General features: G+C 25.2%; 19 protein-coding genes. All 19 read right to left on the bottom strand.

The features are described 5' to 3' along the window. The coding region (locus OYV_RS01705; protein WP_042067995.1) for a hypothetical protein at positions 1–907 on the bottom strand (907 nt) is incomplete at its 3' end. Between the two features lie 412 nt (positions 908–1,319). Next, complete coding sequence (locus tag OYV_RS01700) at positions 1,320–1,994, bottom strand: hypothetical protein (RefSeq protein ID WP_042067994.1); 675 nt, start codon at positions 1,992–1,994, stop codon at positions 1,320–1,322. Continuing rightward, the gene (locus OYV_RS01695) at positions 1,975–3,039 is read right to left on the bottom strand and encodes a hypothetical protein (protein ID WP_042067993.1); all 1,065 of its coding nucleotides are present in this window, start codon (positions 3,037–3,039) and stop codon (positions 1,975–1,977) included. The genes OYV_RS01700 and OYV_RS01695 overlap by 20 nt, the downstream gene beginning before the upstream one ends. 105 nt (positions 3,040–3,144) lie before the next feature. Next, complete coding sequence (locus OYV_RS01690; protein WP_042067992.1) at positions 3,145–4,641, bottom strand: replicative DNA helicase; 1,497 nt, start codon at positions 4,639–4,641, stop codon at positions 3,145–3,147. An 18-nt stretch (positions 4,642–4,659) separates the two neighbouring features. Continuing rightward, positions 4,660–5,271, bottom strand: a complete 612-nt coding sequence (locus OYV_RS01685; RefSeq protein WP_042067991.1) for a hypothetical protein — start codon at positions 5,269–5,271, stop codon at positions 4,660–4,662. Positions 5,272–5,302: 31 nt separating this feature from the next. After that, positions 5,303–5,452: a hypothetical protein gene (locus OYV_RS04985; RefSeq protein WP_172642342.1), complete on the bottom strand. Its 150-nt coding sequence runs from the start codon at positions 5,450–5,452 to the stop codon at positions 5,303–5,305. Next, positions 5,436–6,068, bottom strand: a complete 633-nt coding sequence (gene tmk / locus OYV_RS01680; RefSeq protein WP_042067989.1) for a dTMP kinase — start codon at positions 6,066–6,068, stop codon at positions 5,436–5,438. The genes OYV_RS04985 and tmk overlap by 17 nt, the downstream gene beginning before the upstream one ends. A gap of 883 nt (positions 6,069–6,951) precedes the next feature. After that, a complete protein-coding gene (locus OYV_RS01675) occupies positions 6,952–7,539 on the bottom strand; it encodes a hypothetical protein (protein WP_042067988.1) in 588 nt (195 codons plus the stop codon). Next, positions 7,532–8,641: a DNA-methyltransferase gene (locus OYV_RS01670; protein WP_042067986.1), complete on the bottom strand. Its 1,110-nt coding sequence runs from the start codon at positions 8,639–8,641 to the stop codon at positions 7,532–7,534. Before OYV_RS01670 ends, OYV_RS01675 begins: the two co-directional genes overlap by 8 nt. A 192-nt stretch (positions 8,642–8,833) precedes the next feature. Next, positions 8,834–9,739 carry an ATP synthase subunit I gene (locus tag OYV_RS01665; RefSeq protein WP_042067985.1) on the bottom strand — a complete coding sequence of 302 codons (906 nt, stop codon included), beginning with the start codon at positions 9,737–9,739 and terminating at the stop codon, positions 8,834–8,836. A gap of 82 nt (positions 9,740–9,821) precedes the next feature. Continuing rightward, a complete protein-coding gene (locus OYV_RS01660) occupies positions 9,822–12,137 on the bottom strand; it encodes a hypothetical protein (RefSeq protein ID WP_042067984.1) in 2,316 nt (771 codons plus the stop codon). 29 nt (positions 12,138–12,166) lie between these two features. Beyond that, positions 12,167–13,033 (bottom strand): hypothetical protein, encoded by an 867-nt coding sequence (locus OYV_RS01655; protein WP_042067983.1) that lies wholly within the window; start codon positions 13,031–13,033, stop codon positions 12,167–12,169. Between the two features lie 24 nt (positions 13,034–13,057). Continuing rightward, positions 13,058–15,163, bottom strand: a complete 2,106-nt coding sequence (locus tag OYV_RS01650) for an AAA family ATPase (protein WP_042067982.1) — start codon at positions 15,161–15,163, stop codon at positions 13,058–13,060. 24 nt (positions 15,164–15,187) lie between these two features. After that, the gene (locus OYV_RS01645) at positions 15,188–16,114 is read right to left on the bottom strand and encodes a hypothetical protein (RefSeq protein ID WP_042067981.1); all 927 of its coding nucleotides are present in this window, start codon (positions 16,112–16,114) and stop codon (positions 15,188–15,190) included. Between the two features lie 5 nt (positions 16,115–16,119). Beyond that, positions 16,120–16,932 (bottom strand): hypothetical protein, encoded by an 813-nt coding sequence (locus OYV_RS01640; RefSeq protein WP_042067980.1) that lies wholly within the window; start codon positions 16,930–16,932, stop codon positions 16,120–16,122. 23 nt (positions 16,933–16,955) lie between these two features. Then, positions 16,956–17,237 carry a hypothetical protein gene (locus tag OYV_RS01635; RefSeq protein ID WP_024563763.1) on the bottom strand — a complete coding sequence of 94 codons (282 nt, stop codon included), beginning with the start codon at positions 17,235–17,237 and terminating at the stop codon, positions 16,956–16,958. Beyond that, the gene (locus tag OYV_RS01630; protein WP_042067979.1) at positions 17,230–17,670 is read right to left on the bottom strand and encodes a hypothetical protein; all 441 of its coding nucleotides are present in this window, start codon (positions 17,668–17,670) and stop codon (positions 17,230–17,232) included. Before OYV_RS01630 ends, OYV_RS01635 begins: the two co-directional genes overlap by 8 nt. A 38-nt stretch (positions 17,671–17,708) precedes the next feature. Further along, entirely contained in the window at positions 17,709–17,852 is a 144-nt protein-coding gene (locus OYV_RS04980; protein WP_011160776.1) for a hypothetical protein, read from the bottom strand. A gap of 13 nt (positions 17,853–17,865) precedes the next feature. Next, positions 17,866–18,031, bottom strand: a 166-nt coding sequence (locus OYV_RS04975) for an HU family DNA-binding protein (RefSeq protein ID WP_042067978.1), incomplete at its 5' end; no start/stop codon positions are given.

The following is an 18,031-nucleotide window of genomic DNA, read 5'->3' as shown; positions in this document are numbered from 1 at the left end:
TTTTTGTTTGTTTAATATACGGTAACGCTTCAAAAAAACGATAACTGAAATGAAAAGTAGGTATTTGACTAAAATTATTGAGTGATTTATATTTAGGTTGGAAATAAGAAACTTCGCGAAAGTTATTTTGATAAAAATGAAATGTTTGATTATATCCATTTTCAATGGGGATAATGATGGAACCATGAAAAGTATCATGATAATATGTTTTATTTTGTTGATTGGTTTTATCTTTGATAAAACCATATTCGATTAATTTTGTTGTATCGATATTTTGCTTTTTACAATAATTTACTAAACGAAAAGATAAAGGTTTATCAGATAATGGGGCATAACCTAGTTTAAATTCTTTAATAGTTTCTAGAGTTAATTTTCTTTTTTGGGTTAAATATTCTAATCCTAGGTGAGATTCATTATTTCGGTTAGTGGTTAATAAATAATGATAATAATCTCTAATTTGGTTAAATAAAGGTGATATTTCTTTAAATAATTGTTTCTTTTTGATATTAATTTCCTGTTCGTCAATTGGGTTGATGATTTTATTGTGGTGAAATTGATATTTAAGAGGTTCGCAAGAAATATTAGGGGTTGAAGTTTGTTGTTGGATTAAGTTTTTAAATTCTTGAGTTTTCATAAAGTTATTAATTTTTTCAAGAGCGTTATTGAAGGTTTTAATTCCTCTTATTTCCATATAAACATCAATAATATCGTAATCTTTACAACATTTCCAACAATGAATTTTATTATCTGAAGTTAAATGGCAACAAGTTGGATTTTGCCCTTGATGGATGGGACAAGGGAAACGATATTTGATATTGAAGTTTGGGGGTATAATGTTTAGTTTTTTTAATAAAAAAGTCATAGGGAAATTAGTTTGGATGTGTTTTATTTTTTCTTGATAATTCATTTATTTTAACTCCTTAATAAATTTTATTATTATTGTTCATAAACAAAAGAAAAACTGAAAGCATAAGGGTTCATTTGAATATAAAAAAAGACCTTCAATTTTGAAGGTCTTATAATATAAAAATAAAATTTAAAATTATAGAATTATTTACAATTTTTTTCTAAAACTATATTTATTTTTTATTTCTAATTCTTTTTTATCTTTAAAAGAATATTTTTTATTAAATTGTTATTTCTTTTTTTTAATTAAAATTTGAATATAAAAAAACCTTCAAATTAAAGGCATTAATTATATTAATTTTATCATAATTATTTTTTTGACAATTAAATTAAATTTAGCTAATAATATTAATAAAAACCAAATTCAATTAAATTAGTTTAACATTTTTGTTTTTTTTATTTCAAACTTATTTTTAATTTAAAAAGTTTTTGTTTTTTATTTGTGAATAAAATTGATCCAAAAAAAATTGTAGTTCGTTGGAACTCAGAACTTTAAGATTTTGTTGATTTGCTACTTTTTTTAATTCTTTCATTTTATATTCACTATAATAATCGCCATCACAAATGAATAAAATCATTATATTTTTATTATATTTTTGGGTGTCAGTTTTGGCTTCTTCAATAGATATTTTTACATCATTTTTTTGATTATCTTGCGAGCCGCCAGATTCTTTGGTATATTTGTGAAAAACATAAAAAATAATTTCTAAATCTTTATATTTAAAAGAAAAATCAATTGACTTACCTTTTGATGAGATATACTGATTTATTTCTTTTTTTTGAACTATTTCTTGTTTTTTTATAAAAATACTTTTAGGTTTACACACTTCGGATATATTATTTATATCATTTTTTAAAAATTCACCAAATACTTTTTCATAAAAGTTTTGTTTTAAAGGTTCTAAAATAAACCAAGCTTTTAAAAAATTATTATGTTTAATTGATGTTTCTACTTCTTCTTGAATAAAATTAAATTTTTCACAAAATTTTTTAATTTTTTTTAAAGTTTTTTTATCTTTAATATTGAAATTTTCCAAATTTTGTTTTAATTGTTCTTTATATTTTGTTTTATAATTTATCTTTTTCATAAATACTATCCTCATTTATATTATTACAACAATCAATAAAAGCCTTTGTTAAAATATTTCTAGCTAAATGAAAATCTAACCTACGTCTACGTTGATTATCTTTGTTATTTCCTTTGAATGGAGACAACAAAACATCCTTAGTTTTTGTTCTAAATGTATTTAAAATTTGATTTGCGTTAATAATTATTTTTTCAATTTTTGAATCATCTAAATATTTAAATTCTTCACTGTTAACTATAGTAATCGCACGAGACGAAGTTTTTATATTTGAAATATTATATTTTAATTTATTTTTATGCATGAATTTAATTTTTTTTTCAGGATTTGTGGAATCTACACCCAACAACGCAATAAATCCATTAACATCGTTAAATCGTAATTTTTTTAAAAACTCACTTTTTTCTTTAACAAAAATTTTTAATTTTTTTAATTCTTGTAAAGAACCAATTTTATCATCATTTTTATAAATAATTTGTTTTTCTAATTTGGCGCCATTAAAACAAACAATACAAATAGGTACGGTAGTATCTTCAAAAGGATTGGGTTCAATGATAATAATTCTGTTAACATTGGTTTTATCAAATTTGGAATTAATAAAAGTTTCTGGGACAATTGCAAAACCTGGGTGATTTGTGGATATCATCTTACTTAAAGCTAATAAATAAAGATCAGCAAAATTAGATGTTTTAAAATAGTCTTTATAAGTTTGTGTATATTTTTTACGATAACAACTATTCTTTGCTAAATACGGAGGATTTGTTGATATAAAATATTTATGTTTTTTTTCATAAGGTATATTTTTTAAAGAATCATTCATTTTATATTTAACAAATTTCTTATCAATGTCATACCCTATAAAATTTAAATTATTAATTTTATTTTTAAAATAATATTTTAAAAAATTTAAAATATCCCCTTCGCCAGCGAAGGGATCTAAGATAATATGATTTTCTTTTAAATTATCAAAAATAAATTCTTCTAATGGTTTTGTGAACCAATTTTGTTTTTTAGTAAAAAATTGACCGAATTGAATTTTATTTGTCAATTGAAAAACCTATCTTTCTTTTTTTAATTTTTTTTCCAATAAAAATAACTAACAATAACACAAGAAGAATTATTTTTCATTTATTTTAACTCCTAGTTTTTTTGATTAATAATAAGTTTCTATTTTATAAGGCAAAACATAACCGATTTCTTGGAAGGTTTGAGTGTTCATTTCAAAGTGATAAATTAAGGTTTTTTTAGTGCCACTTCTATTTTTTTTGATACATACTTCGATTATTTTTTGATTTTCATTGTCATTATAGTCTGAATATAGTTCTTCTAAGGTTGAATTATATATATTTATGGGTTTTTCTTTGTCTTTGGATAGTTTGGGTTGAAATTCTGACATCATTAAGACGATATCGGAGTTAGTTTCAATTCCACCACTTCCTTTTAAAGCTGTTATTTCTGGTGATTTACCTTGGTAATTGCTGTATGTATCTCTTGAAAATTGAGATAAAATGATAATAACAATGTTTAATTCAATGGCTAATTTTTTTAATTTAGTCATGATTTCGTCAATGGCTAGACGGTCATTTTCTAAGTGGTTTGTGGTTTTGGTTATTTGAAGGTGGTCAATGACAATAATTTCGGCTTTTTGTTCTAAATAGAGGCGATAAACTAAATCGATTACATAATCAATATTTTTGCTTTTATCATAACTAAATGATAAATTTATGTTAGCGAAAAATTGTTTTGCTATTTTCATCCTTTCTGTGTATTTGAGAGGTGTGATATTGGTATCTTCAAAATTTTTATCTAAAATAACATCTAGAGGAATTTGAGTTTGGTGGGCTAATAAACGATTTAAATTTTCTTCTAAGGTCATTTCATAAGAAAATACCAAAATATGAGGATAATGAGAAATTTCTTTGTGTTTGGTTTTTGCTATATTTAAAAGAAGATTATAGACAAAAGTTGTTTTACCTAATCCAGTATACCCCCCAATAGTTATGATTTGGCCTTTTTTGAATCCTTTTGTGGATTGGTTGAGCCCTTTAAAAGTTTCCGATAAGCGATAATATTCTTCTTGGATTTTTTGTTTTGATTGTTGTTCGGTATCAAAAAATTCAGGATGTAAAGAGGCCATTTGGTTTAAAGTAAAGTGTGTTTTATCGTTTTTGTGGGGGATTGAAGAGATAAAATTTCTTAATTTATCAAATATTTCTTGGTAATATAAATTTTTGTGGTAGGGGTCTTGGTTTTCGTATGTGGGGCTAATGATTTTTATTAATTGTTGAAATAATTTTTCTTGGGTATAGGTATGTTTTAGATTGTCTAAAAAATGAGTATTATTTTGGTTATTAAAATCATCATTTAAATAATTTAAATAATCTAAAGTAAAATTATCTTGGGGGAAATTAGTTTGTAAATATGTTAATAACTCTTTGATAATAATGGGTTTTGTAGTGGGTTTTTCCCACGGATGAGATGTTTGTTTTTCTAAAAATAAATATTTTAAAGCTGTAAATATTTTTGTATTTTTGGGGTCAAGTAGATTTTTGGGGTTGATTATTTGGCAATAAAGGTTTAATTTTTCCCATTGGCCTTGTTCGATATAATTTATTAATTGTTTTAACGCTTTTTGTTCGTTGGTTAACATTTTATATTAACTCCTTTTTTATTTTTTTATTATATTGATATTAGAAAAGGGGATGAATTTGGTGGTCATTAATTTTTGTAAGAAATTGTTGGCTGAATTGGAAAATAAGTTAATTACTTTATTAATGCCTTGTACTTTTCCTTGATTGATTTTATTATTTAGTCTTTGAGTTTCTGTTTCGTTGTTGTTTAATAAATAGAACTCAAAACGTGTGTCTAATTTTTTTAATTGTTGTCCCTCTACCATGGCTTGTTTATAACGGTCTCGGAGACAGGTTTTGAAATTAAACGCCATTATTCGTTTGGTTTCTGTGAATAAAACTAAATCAAATTTAATGTCTGGAATAAAGAATAAATAAGCCTGGGGGTATAAATTGATGATTCCTTTGTGTTGAAAATATAATAAAATGAAATATTCATTAATTTTACCACGGATTACTTTTTGACTTTGAGAATTGTGTTGTTTATTATTAAGATATTCGTTTAGAAGGTTATGGGTTTTTATCATATATTCGTTAAATGGTTTGTTGAATAAAGATGGTTGGATTATTTGTTTAGCGATGTTAACACACAAAGATTGGTGGTTAAAAACATTAATGTTGTTGAAATGAAAATTAGTTAATTGATTCATTTGATTATTCCTTTCTAAATAAAAAAAGACTCTAATTAAAGAGTCTTTTTGGGTTTTTAAATTTAATTTTTTTGGTACGCCATTGAATAGTTCCATCTTTTTTAATAGTTTTGATTTTGCCGTTGCTATAATGGATATATAAATTACCGTTTTGACATTTTTTTTTAATTATTATTGCCATTCTTTATTTCTCCTATTTTTTTGATAATGCATTGCTGATTAAATTTAGCATCTTTATCATTCATATTGTTTAAGATAATTTTAGTTTCTAGGTTTTGGTTTTTCAAAAATTCATAATATCCCTTTTCTACTTGTTGAAAATAAGTTAAGGAACTAGTTTCAATCACATCTAATTTGTGATTCTTTTGGTTTATTTTTCGTTCCAAACCTAATTGAGGATTAATTTTTAGATAAATAGTGATATCAGGTTTGATGAATTTTTTACTTAATTTGTTAAAAATTTGGTAATTTTTGTCAATTTTTGAAGGATATACACGATAGGCGAAATTAGAGCCTAACCATCTATCTACTAAAATGATTTTGTTTGTTTGTAAGTTGGGTTTGATGAGTTCTTCTTGGGTTTGAATCATGTTGGCAAAACTTAAAAAATATCTAGTTAAATTATGCAAAGTATTGTGGGTTAAAAACGTTTCACGTATAGAATTCCCGATTGTAGAACTTCCTAATCCGCGAATAACCATCACTTCATTACCTTGTTTTGTTAATTCTTGTTGAACGCTTTTTATTAGACTTGTTTTTCCACTACCGTCGAGTCCTTCGAATATAATTAATTTCATTTTATGCTCCTTTTTAAAAAATTGGGTATAAAAAAAGACTCTCGTGATGAGAGTCTTAGTTAAAATTTATTTTGTTTAATTTTCTTAAAATGTTGCTATCCTAAAAATTAATATTAAGCAAACACCTGTAAAAAAATAAAATCAATTATTTTATTTATAAAATGAGAGATATAAAATGTACAAAATAAGTGTAAAAATAAAGAAGAAATATGTGATGACAAAATATAAAAAATAATACAAAATGACAAAGATTTAAAAAACAAAGATAATATTTTTATTAATAATTTCATATTTTTTCCTTTCAAGAAAATTGGATATAAAAAAAAGACCTTCGATTTGAAGGTCTTAGTTGTATTTTATTTTGCTTAATTGTTTTAAATCAAAATATTAGCTTTTAAATCGTTTTAAAAATATAGTTTGATATTAACTTCAAATAAATCTTTTAAACGTCTTTAAGGAGCAAAATAATGCGTTTAAAGGGCATTCCTGATTTAGGGGGTATTTTAAAATAGGGTTATTTGAAGTTAAAATTACAAGTTGTTTCAATTGCTAATTTTTATTTTTATTTTTTTCTTTAATTAATTTATTAGTTACAAATTAAAATATTAATATTAAGATAAATTAGTATTTGCCTATACTTAATTAAAATTAATTATATAAACTATACTAATTATACCTCAAATTAAGGTTATAATATTAAAATTTTGATTAACTTTTTAAGAAAATATATTATTTCATTCAAATTAATGAAAAAGACCAACTTAAAGTTGGTCTTAATTATGATTTTATCCTCTTAATCTTGTTGTTGGTTGTTTTTCTATTTATTTAGTATTAAATTTATTCATATAAAAGAAAATGTATTTTTTAACTGGATTGATAAAGATTAAACTTTTAAAATTTCACTTTTTTCTTGAATTAATTTTAAAGGAATAGTCCACCATATTTGCCAACTCATACTAGGTGCAATTTTAAATTCTACTCCTTTATTGTTAATTAAAAAATAATCTTTTTTTCTTTTTTCCCAAATATTTAGTTTGCTTATTTTAAAAATGTCTTTCGGTAAATAGCAAATCTGATAAATATGCCTTTTATCTGTTTGTTCTTCGTTTTTATGATATGGAATAGTAATTGTAAAAGAATTATTTTGGTTAATAAACTTTGTGATTTGTTCTAAATTCTCTTTAAATCTTCCCAATCGATAACCAGAAAGAATTAAATTTATTCCTGATTTATCTATTTTACCTGATTTAATTTGTAGCTGTATTTTATTATTAATTAAAATATCACAATCTATTTTATGATTATTACCACTCCATTTAACAACATCAGTATTTGAAAGGTCTTTTTTAATACTTTTAACAATTAATTCTTCTAACTGCCAACTACTGCATCTACCACAATCAAAAAGTTCATGATATTTTTCTAAATATTTTTTAAAATGATTTATCATAGTTTGGTTTAATTTATACACTTTTTAATACTTCCTTAATTAACATCACATAATCAGGGTTTATTTCAATACCAATATAATTTAGATTTTTCTTTTTAGCAACTAAACATTCTGAACCTGAACCAGCGAAAGGAATTAAAACATTACCTTTTTGATTTTTCATAATCACTGAATCAATTAATTTAGTAGTTAACATTTGGGGTTTTTGAGTAGGATGAATAATAGTTTGATGAGGTTTTTGATGATTTTTTAGTTCTTTAGAACTAAAAATTTTACAATCACAAGTTTTACATAAAAAGAACCGTTCTTTTAATCCTGCACCACCTGCTAAAGCGGGAACTTTAATGATATCACGTGGGAGAGCTCCTTTTTCGTTTACGCGATACAAAGTTTCAGAATTACCAAAACGTCCTAAAGTACCAATTCTTTTTTTTCCATCACACTTCAAAAAATTGGAGGTATAAGGTTCTCTAATTTGATCGATATTAATTTCAGGTTTTTTGTTATTCCAAAGACATAAAATTGATTCATAAGAACGTTGCCAAAAATTACAAGAAGGCATGTTTTTATTAGTATAATGCCAAGCTAAAATTCTTTGTTTATCGTAAGGAAATTGTGCCGCAACCCGAGCTAAAATTTCGGGATAACCATACATATAAAAAATACCATTTGGAGTTAATAATTTAAGGCATTGTTGAATCCAATCCAAAGACCATTTTAAATACTCATCTATTTCTAACAAATCGCGGTTATTACCAAAATTTTTACCAATATTATAAGGTGGATCAGCGATAACAATATTGAATTTAATATTTTGAAGTTGTGGTAAAAACTCACAAACATCACCTAAAATAATTTGAGAAAAAGAATTAGTTTTATCAATAAAATTAGTTTTATTTGTTAAAGTATTGTTTTGGAATTTTACTATATCGATATGTGGATATTCAATTTCAATTTGGTTAATTATTTTTTTTAAGTCTGTATCGTAATTTTTAGGAATAGATTGTTGTTTTTCCCAACGTTTGATAGTACCTTTATGAACTTGGAGGTAATTTAAGATAAAATCTAAACCTTTGATATTTTTGATATTTAAAAATGCATCAAAAGAAGTTATATTTTTCATTTTTTACCCTTCTTTCTTCTTAAATATTGTATCATAGTTTGTTTCAATTTATGATTTGAATTATATTAGTTTTAAAAAAATGATTCGTTTTAATTTATGCCAAAATTGTAAAAATTAAAAGTACGTATTTACAAGGTTTTTTGAAGGTCACTTAGAGGCTAAATTGAATATAAAGTTGGTCTTAATATGTTTTTATCCTCTTTTGCTTGGTTTTAATGATTTTTCAGTTTCTTTAGTATTGAATTTCTTGGTATAAAGGGTGAGGTATTGTTTGACTGGATTGAAGTGGAGGTAGCTAATATTTAAGATTGTATGTCCATCTTGGTCTTCTTTGTTAGTGGGATATTGAACTTCATCCATGAAAAAGTCTTTATCTTCTTCTAGAAGGTATTTGGGGCCTTTGTATTCTACTCCTACAGTGTGATTAACGTGTGATACTCGCAAATCATTTACAAATTGTGAATCTTTATCTTTATCATTTGTGTGGAAATAATTGAAATAATGGCCAGGTCTGTTAGAAAGGGGTTCATTCCATTTATCAAAAGGATGAAGGTCTTTGATGTAAATAGGTAGGTCAGTTGGTTCGTATTCTTGGTGGTGTCCGCGTCCTAGGCCAGCGATACCATAGAAGTTATAGGTTCTTTTAATCATCGGTGTTCCTTCGATTTTAGTTTTAGAACCATCGGAGCCAACCATTTCAAGATGAGTTATTTCACTTGCTTTTAGTGTTTGTATTACTTCTTTGTTTTTTTCGCTATAATCAATTCTGTATGAATCGTAATAACTTTCACTTTCTTTTTGCTTATTTTTGGTTTGGAACCATTCATCATTTGTTTCTATTTTGGGGGGTTTAATTGTATGTGAATCACTTTGGTTTGCTGTATTGACTTTTATATACCAAATGAAAGTAATTATTCCAATTACCACTGCGCTCAAAATTAATTTAATATAATAAAAAAATATTGTTGATTTTAAATTGGTTTTTGTAATTCTCTTTTTATTTTGTTGAGTTTGATAAAAATAAATACACAAAGGAATTATAACAACAAAAAGAAGAAATAAAAATCCTATAATAGTTAATTTTTGAAATAATGCCATATTAAAAATACTTCCTTTTTTTAATTTAACTCATTATCATTTTAACATAAACAGAACAATAATGCAAAAATATGCATTATTGTTACCACCAACGTTTTAGAGCTTTCCATGCATCTATTACTTCGTTAACAACCAAACCAGTAGCTGCACCTACAACCATGCCTGCGGGTCCTCCTAAAGCACCTATTGCGGTTGAAGTTGTGATGATGTCGGATTTAGTTTTCCATTCGTTGTTTTGGGTTTCTAATTGGGTTTCATTGGTTGTTAAGTCTTTGTTTTTATTAGTTAATTTAACAATCTCTCTATCTAATTTTTCTTTCATTGTTGTGTGGGCTGTTTTTGCTAATTCTAATTCATTTTTTAATTTATCAATTTCATGTTGTAATTCTTTGTTGGTTTCACCTAATCCACTATTGGCTGATTCTAACCCTTTAATTGTTCCTTCTAATTGTAAAATCTTTTTACCTTGTTCAGCGAAAAGATTTATTTGTTGTTCTAATTGAATTGTCAATCTTTGGATTTCTTGAGTTTGTTGTTGGATAGTTTGTTGTAGTTGGGTTATTTCTTCGTCTTTTTGTTGGATAATGGTTTGTAATTGAGTTTCGTTGGTTTCTAAGGTATTTATTTTTCCTTTTAACTCTTTTATTTGTGATTGTTTTGTATTTAATTGTTTAACCAAAACTTCATCAGCATTATTGTTTTTAACTAATTCATCTTGTATTTCTTGCATTTCTTTTTCAAGTTTTTCGTTTTCGATTTTAGATGTGTTTAGTTCTTGTTGGATTTTGTTTAAATCGTTAGTATATTTTTCTTTAAGGTTTTTGTTTTCTAATTTCAAAGTATCTATTTCGTTTTTAAAACCTTGTTCTTTAATTTCTAATTGTTGCATTTCATTTTTTAATGTTTTGATGTGGGTTTCTTTATTGTTTAGTTCTTGTTGTAGAGTGTCATCAGGTTTTTGGTTGATAATTAAATCAGTGCATTCTTGTTGATATTTATTTAATTCTTGTTGTTTGTTTTTTAATTTTTGTGTAATTTCATCCAAATTGTTTATTTTTTGTTGTAATATGGATTGATAATTATTGAGTTTATTTGGTGGCGGAGTGGTGCTTATATTTTGGCTAAACTGAAATTGCCAATGATGTTGATTTTGAAGTTTATCGATAAAATTGCTCCAATCACTCCTGTTTTTGTCGATAAAGTATATTCTACCTGAAGTAAAGCAAGGCCTTATATAATAAAATGTTGCTCCATTAATTTCTATTGGTTGACTTTTTATTGTTTTTTTATTTTTTTCTTGTATTTGTTGGTTGTATTTGTTTTCTCTCATGTCTTCTGCTTTTAAGATTGGAATTAATTCAACTGTAAAAGGAATAGGAGAATAGTATATTGCTTCATCTTTGTTCATTTTATCTTCAAATATATTTTGATTAGCTTTGATTTCGCAAGTTGTTTGCCATTCATCAAGTGGTTGTGTTAAATTATTTAATTCTTGTTGTAAAGAAATTTGTTGATTTGAAAGACTAACTAATTCTTGGTTTATTTTGTTGATTTGTGTTTGTTTAGTTAATAATTCTTCACGTAGTTTATTTGCGTTTTCGTTGTTTTTTGCAATTTGTTGTTTCAGGTTGTTGGTTTCTTGTTCGAGTTCAGAAACCATGTTTTTATAATTTGCAATTTGTTTTTGGATTTCTTCCAAAGTTTTTAAATGTTGTTCTCTTAAGTTTGTGGTTTCTTCTTGTTTTTGGGTTAATTGTTGTTTTAGTTTATCTTCATTTTGTTTTAATTGTTTGATTTCTTCTTCTTTAAGTAATAATTGAGCTTGATAATTGATTTGACTTTGTTCAATGTTATTTCTTAAATTATTAATTTCAACATTTAATTGTTTGATTTCATTTGTTGATAAGTTTTTTTGGTCTATTAATTTTTGTTCTTTGTTTTCTAATTCTGTTTGTTTTTGTTCAATTTCATTTTTTAATTGATTTACATCTTTAATATTTGAAGCCAATTGCTTTTCTAAAGTTGTTATTTTTTCTTTTGATAAAATCAACTCGTTGTCTTTTTTTACTATTAATTCATTCTGGTTTGTAATATTATTTTTTATTACTTCGATTTCTGATTGTAATTTATTTTTTTCTTCATCAGATAAATCTTTAGTTTGTTGGAGTGTTGTTTCTTTAGTTTTAAGTTGAGATTGTAATTCAATTATTTTTCCTTCAAGGGATAATTTTTCTAGTTGTTGAGCTTGAAGGTTGATGTTTAAATATCCCTTTTCGGTTTCTAAAATCTTTTGTTTTTCTTTTTCTTGTTGAATTATTTTTTCTATTTGTTGTTGAAGTTCAGGATTTAATAAACTTTTTGTATTTTTTTCTTTTTGTTTGTGGTTTGGTTGTTGCATAGTTAGTTGAGGGGTTTCAGTGTTATTGTTTAATTCAGTTGATTTTGTTGTTTTTTTTTTAATTCTTTGGTTTTTTCTATTCTTTCGTTAATTTTTTGTTCAATTTCTTTTGGGGATTTTCCTTCTTGAGAAAGTTTTGTTGCATATTCTGTTAACTCTTGTTTGAGTTTTGCCTCTTCTGCTGCTTTGATAGCATCTAAATCATAAACTTCTACTAAATTTGGGGGTGGTGTTTCTCCTTTAGGGGTTGGTTCGTTAAAATAAAAAACTATTCCTGCATAAATAGCTGTTGCAATTAATATTGCTCCACCTAAAAAAGGTCCTATAACTGGAATTCCAAGACAAGATAAGCCAAAAATAAAGCCAATTGCAATAATAATACTATTAAATATGTAAGGAATTAGTTTTAAAGGGAATCCTAGCAATTCTAAAAAATTCTTACCACGTTCATTTATATAATAAACCAAATCTTTGGTTTTTCCCCAAACTGCTTTAGCAACTGGTCCAATTTTGGCTGCTAATTCGGGGAAGAATTTAGAAATTATTAACCATATTGCCCCTCCAATTAGTGTGATTAGTAATAAAATAAGGATTGGTTTTGTTGTTTTTTTGATTATTTTTACAAACCAATTATCTTGTTTTTGTTGGGTTTCAACAATTATTTTTGCTGTTTTTGGATTGTTTTTGGTAATTTGTTTTGGAGGTTTTTTGATTATAGGTGATTTTGTAATTGTTTTTATTTGAGGTTGATTTATTTTTAATTTTTTTATAGGTATTTTAGTTGGTTTTTGAGTTGGAGATTGTTTAATAAGGGATTTTGTTTTGGCTTTTTTTACATTGGGTTTAGTTGGTGGTTTTGGTTGGGTTTTTTTGGTGAAAATTATTTTTTTTGCCATATGATTTTACTCGCTTTCTAATTTTTATTTATTTATATTTTCTTTAGTATTGAATTTCTTAGTATAAAGGGTGAGGTATTGTTTGACTGGATTGAAGTGGAGGTAGCTAATATTTAAGATTGTATGTCCATCTTGGTCTTCTTTGTTAGTGGGATATTGAACTTCATCCATGAAAAAGTCTTTATCTTCTTCTAGAAGGTATTTGGGGCCTTTGTATTCTACTCCTACAGTGTGATTAACGTGTGATACTCGCAAATCATTTACAAATTGTGAATCTTTATCTTTATCATTTGTGTGGAAATAATTGAAATAATGGCCAGGTCTGTTAGAAAGGGGTTCATTCCATTTATCAAAAGGATGAAGGTCTTTGATGTAAGTCGGTAGGTCGGTTGGTTCGTATTCTTGGTGGTGTCCGCGTCCTAGGCTAGCGATACCATAGAAGGTGTATTTTTTGTTTACTTGAGTATTATCTTTAGGTGGATTTAAGTATTTTAATAATCCTTGCTTCCATTCTACATATTGGTCTTCGCATTCTTTTCTTCTAGCTTTTTTTTCAGTGTCAGAAATTTTAACGTTTTGGAAAGTATTAATAGCTTCATCTAGGTCTGAAGGCAACATAACTTCGTGGTTGGGGTTTTTACGTTTGTGTTTTTTGGCTTTAATATAAGCGCTATCAATTATTTTTTCTTTTAAATTTCTAGTAGAATAATTTTTGCCTTTACATTTGTTAGAGATTTCTTTTAAATAAAGATAAGTGTGATAACTAATTTGATAATCAGATACCAAAAATTGTAAAAATCCTTCAATTTCATCATCTTTTAATAAATCAATTTTAATTTCTTTGCTAAATCTACTTCTTAAAGCGCTATCAATTTTATCTAAATGATTGGTAGCTCCCATTAAGACAATTTTTTTATCACTTCTTTTAAATCCATCTAATTTAGTTAATAAATTGTTAACAATGTTGATGCTTGTTTTGTTAGATTGATTATCTTCGCGATTAGCTAGTCCGCTAATTTCATCAATAAAGATAATGGTTTTTTCGTGTGATTCTGCTTCTTTCCATATTTTTTCCAATTCTTCATTTCCTTCACCAACATAAGTCTTATCAAATCTTGATGGCTCTAATTCAATATAGTGTATACCTAATTCATTACATAAAGCTTTAATTAAAAAACTTTTTCCTGTTCCTGGGGGCCCGTACAGTAAATAACCTCTAGGGATTAATTTATCAAAATTAACCATATCAAAATTATCATCTTGAAAATATTCAATCAAATCTTCTAATTCTTCTTTTTCTTGTTTCATACCATATATATCAGAAAACATAATTTTTTGGTTTTGGGTTTGATAAGAAATATTGTTTTGCAAAGATTTGATTTCTTCTTGTAATTGTTTAATTTGTTTGTCAAAATGTATTAATTGACCATCTAAGAACAAATCATAACTTTTTAATTTTTGGAATTCTTCAGTATTATCTTTGTTTTGAATCATTAAGTCTTTAATTATATTCTTATTAGCGTAATTCAAAGCCATTGCTTCTTGTAAAGTTTGAATTTTTTGGGAAATAAATAAATTATTGCTAGTTTTAATAATTTGAGAAGTGGTTGTTTTAATTTGTTCTTGGAATTTTGATTTTGTAGTTAATAATTGTTTTTTTTGTTCTATTAATTCCAAAGTTTGTTTATGGATTGGTTCTTTTTTGTCATTAATTTCTTGTATTTTTTCGTTTAAAGTTACTAATTCTTGTTGTAATTGGGGCTTTTCTTCTTCTTTTAAGTCTTTATTTTGGAGGTTGTTTTCTTTATCTTCTTTAGTGGTTGTTAATTTTTTAAGTTTAATATTGAAATCACTTATTAATTCTAAATTTAATTTAATTTGTTGAGTTAATTGTTCTATTTGTTGATTTCTTTGGTTATTTTCGTTAATTTGAGCTTCGTTAGTTTTTTTTAATTCTTCGAGATATTTTGATATTCCTTCAAAAGATTGGTTTTGTTCGGTGGGTGGATGGTTATTTTGAAATAAATTATTATTGTTATGTTTTTTTAGAAAAAATCCATAAATCCATAAACCTAAAATGGCAAAACCAAATACAACTAACAAATTTAAATAAATTTGTTTTAATTTCATATTAGTTCCTTTCTTGTATTTTTTTTATTCAACATCATAATATAAAGTGCGATTTTGTCCAGAGCGTTTTTCATATAAATCAATTTTTTTTAAAGATTTAATATGACTATTCGACCACAACATTCCTTCTTGAATATAATTATAAAAAGGAAATTTTAAAACAAAATCATAATTATGAATGTAAAAAGGTTCTTCAATTTTTTGATTAATTGGGTAAACAGCTACAATTTTATCTTTTTGAATATCTTTAATAATGATTTTATCTATTGCTAAATAACTAGGACCACCATAATTAGTTCCTTTATCATATATTATTTCTAAATGATAATTTTCGGGAGTAAAAGAAGTTGATTCTGGTATATAAGGTCTGTTATTACTCCAAAAAAAATACAAATCAGAAGCGCCGTTACCCATTTGAGTTAAAGTATCTAAATTATAAAGATTATTTTTTCCATCTCTGGTTCCTCCATCAAAATAAGCTAATAAAAAATCTTTAGGAGGGGGTTCTTTAATGCGGTATTGAAAATCAATTTCATTATTTAAAGAATTATTATTGTAAAGAGCATAACTAAAATTACTTTTAAAATTTTTATTAGGAAAATGATAATGAAGCCATCCTAAGGCGTCTTTGATATTGCTGTTTTCGCCTAAATGAACATTATAACATTTCATATTATCTATTTCTTTTTCTTTTATGGGGATGATTTTATCATAAAAATAATTATCTATTTCTTTAGATGAGAGTTTAAAAGCAGAATTAAATTTTTTTAATTCCGTATTTTTATTTGATGATTGTTCAACAGACAAAAAAACATTGTTTTTGTCTGTTGAATTAACAGGTTGGATAAAGTCATATTTTGGAGGTTGATAAATAATATTTGCAAATCCAAATCCGATAAAAACACAAAGAAAACAAATAAAGATTTTTTCAATAAGTGTTAATGTAATCATTTGTTTTATTGGGTTTCTAAATTAGTTATTTGTTTTTCGGTATTTTCTTTATATTTAATTAAATATTGTTTTAATTCAGAAGAAATTTGAGGGTCTTGCAATTCTTGTTCGATGACATTCTTTTTTGTTTTTAAATTAATGAGATTAACTTTTTTAGTTATTTGTTCATTAATGTTTTTTATATTGTTTTGATTTTGTGTTTTTTGGTTTTCTAAAGCAGTTTTAGTTGCACTATTTAAATCAGGTTGCACTAATTTTTGGTCTAATTGTGTAATATTAACAATATTTAATTCTTTATCTTTTAATAATTTTTGATATTTAATAATTTCTTTTTCTTTAAGTAATTTTGTTTCTGTAAGCGAATGTTTTTCTTCTAATTGATTTGTTGTTTTGATTTTATTATCAATTTCTAAAATTTCTTCTTCAGATTTTTTTAAGAATTTTTTTAAGAATAAATCAATTTGTAATTCTTTTTTTTGTTGGGTTTTTAATTTGACGATTTGTTCTATTACTTGTTTTTCTTGAGGAGACAAACTAGGATCTTTTAATTCTTCATTTTTAATAGTTATTTCTTCATTTAATTGTTTAATTTTGTCGTTATAATCATCAAAACAATCATTATTATTGGTTTGAAATATAGTGTTTTTGTTGACAATAATTTCATAAACAGGTTGTTTGGAATGATTGAAAAAATAATAACCAATTCCTCCTGTAGTTGCAATTATCATTGTTAAAAGTAAAAAGAGATTGAAAAAATATCTTTTAGTTAGGATATTTTTTTTATTAATAATATTTTTTGGGGATTTTTGAATTTTCATTTGAATTAATTTTCCTTTCTTTTTTAATTATTTTCTTGATTTATTAAGGTTTCTAATGGGGTATTTTCCTTATATTCTTGTTGGTTTGAAAATTTTTCATCGATATCCTTTTTTAAATCTTTTATATTTTTTTGATTAATTGGTTTTGAGGTTTCATTTTCTTTTGTTTTTCTTTTAATTGGGTAAGTATCGTTAGGATTGAATAGTTGAAGAAAACTGAAAAAGAGATATTTAAATACAAAACATAAACCAGTAACAAATAATGCCCCCGATACAAAACCAATAGTAAAATTTGAATCAGTCATTTTGATTTTCCTTTCCGATTGGTGTGTTGTTTTTTTGAGATTTTAACAATCTTTTTCTTTCTTTTTTAGATTGCCAAATGGCTACTTTATGTTTTTGTTGTTCTATTTGAGATAATGTTTTTTCTTGTGCAGTTTTTATTTGTTCTAGTTTTTGAAGTAATAATTGTTCTTGGTGTTCTTGTTTAGTGTTTTTTATTTCTAAAGTTTGAAGTTTTTTATTAGGAAAAAATATGTTTATAATAGTTTGTTTAATAAAAACAATTGTATTTGTCATTAATTTGAAAATAGGTTTAAAACCAGTAACTATTAATATTGTAAATAGAGTTGTTTGGATTCCATCCAATCTTCTTTCCATGATTTCAGCAGCAGTAAATCCTTTAGTGTAATTTAATATAAAATTGCTAATTATTGTAAATATTGAAAAAATCCACATTATTTCCTACTTTCTTAATATTTTTTATAAATTTTTATTCATTTGTTTTTAGATAATTTCTTTTTATTTTTAAAGGTTTTATTGGAATGATGTAAATTTAGCCATTTACCTTTGGGGGTTTTGGTGGTTGAACGGTCTTTAAAGTAAGTTCCTTGGTATGTTTCGGTCATTGCATCGCTCATATTGTTTCTCCTTTTATTTTAATTGAAGTTTTTTGACTTCGTCTTTGATTGGTTTTGACATTTTAAAACTAACAACCGTTTTTGCAGGTATTTTTAAATTTTTACCAGTTCTTTTGACTGTTTTTTTGCCTGTTTGTTTATTGATGATGAATTTAGTTTCTGGGGTTGTGTGGGTTTTT

This window comes from 'Chrysanthemum coronarium' phytoplasma (assembly GCF_000744065.1).
Taxonomy (GTDB): domain Bacteria; phylum Bacillota_I; class Bacilli_A; order Acholeplasmatales; family Acholeplasmataceae; genus Phytoplasma; species Phytoplasma asteris.
This window is presented reverse-complemented; position numbering and strand designations above follow the sequence as displayed.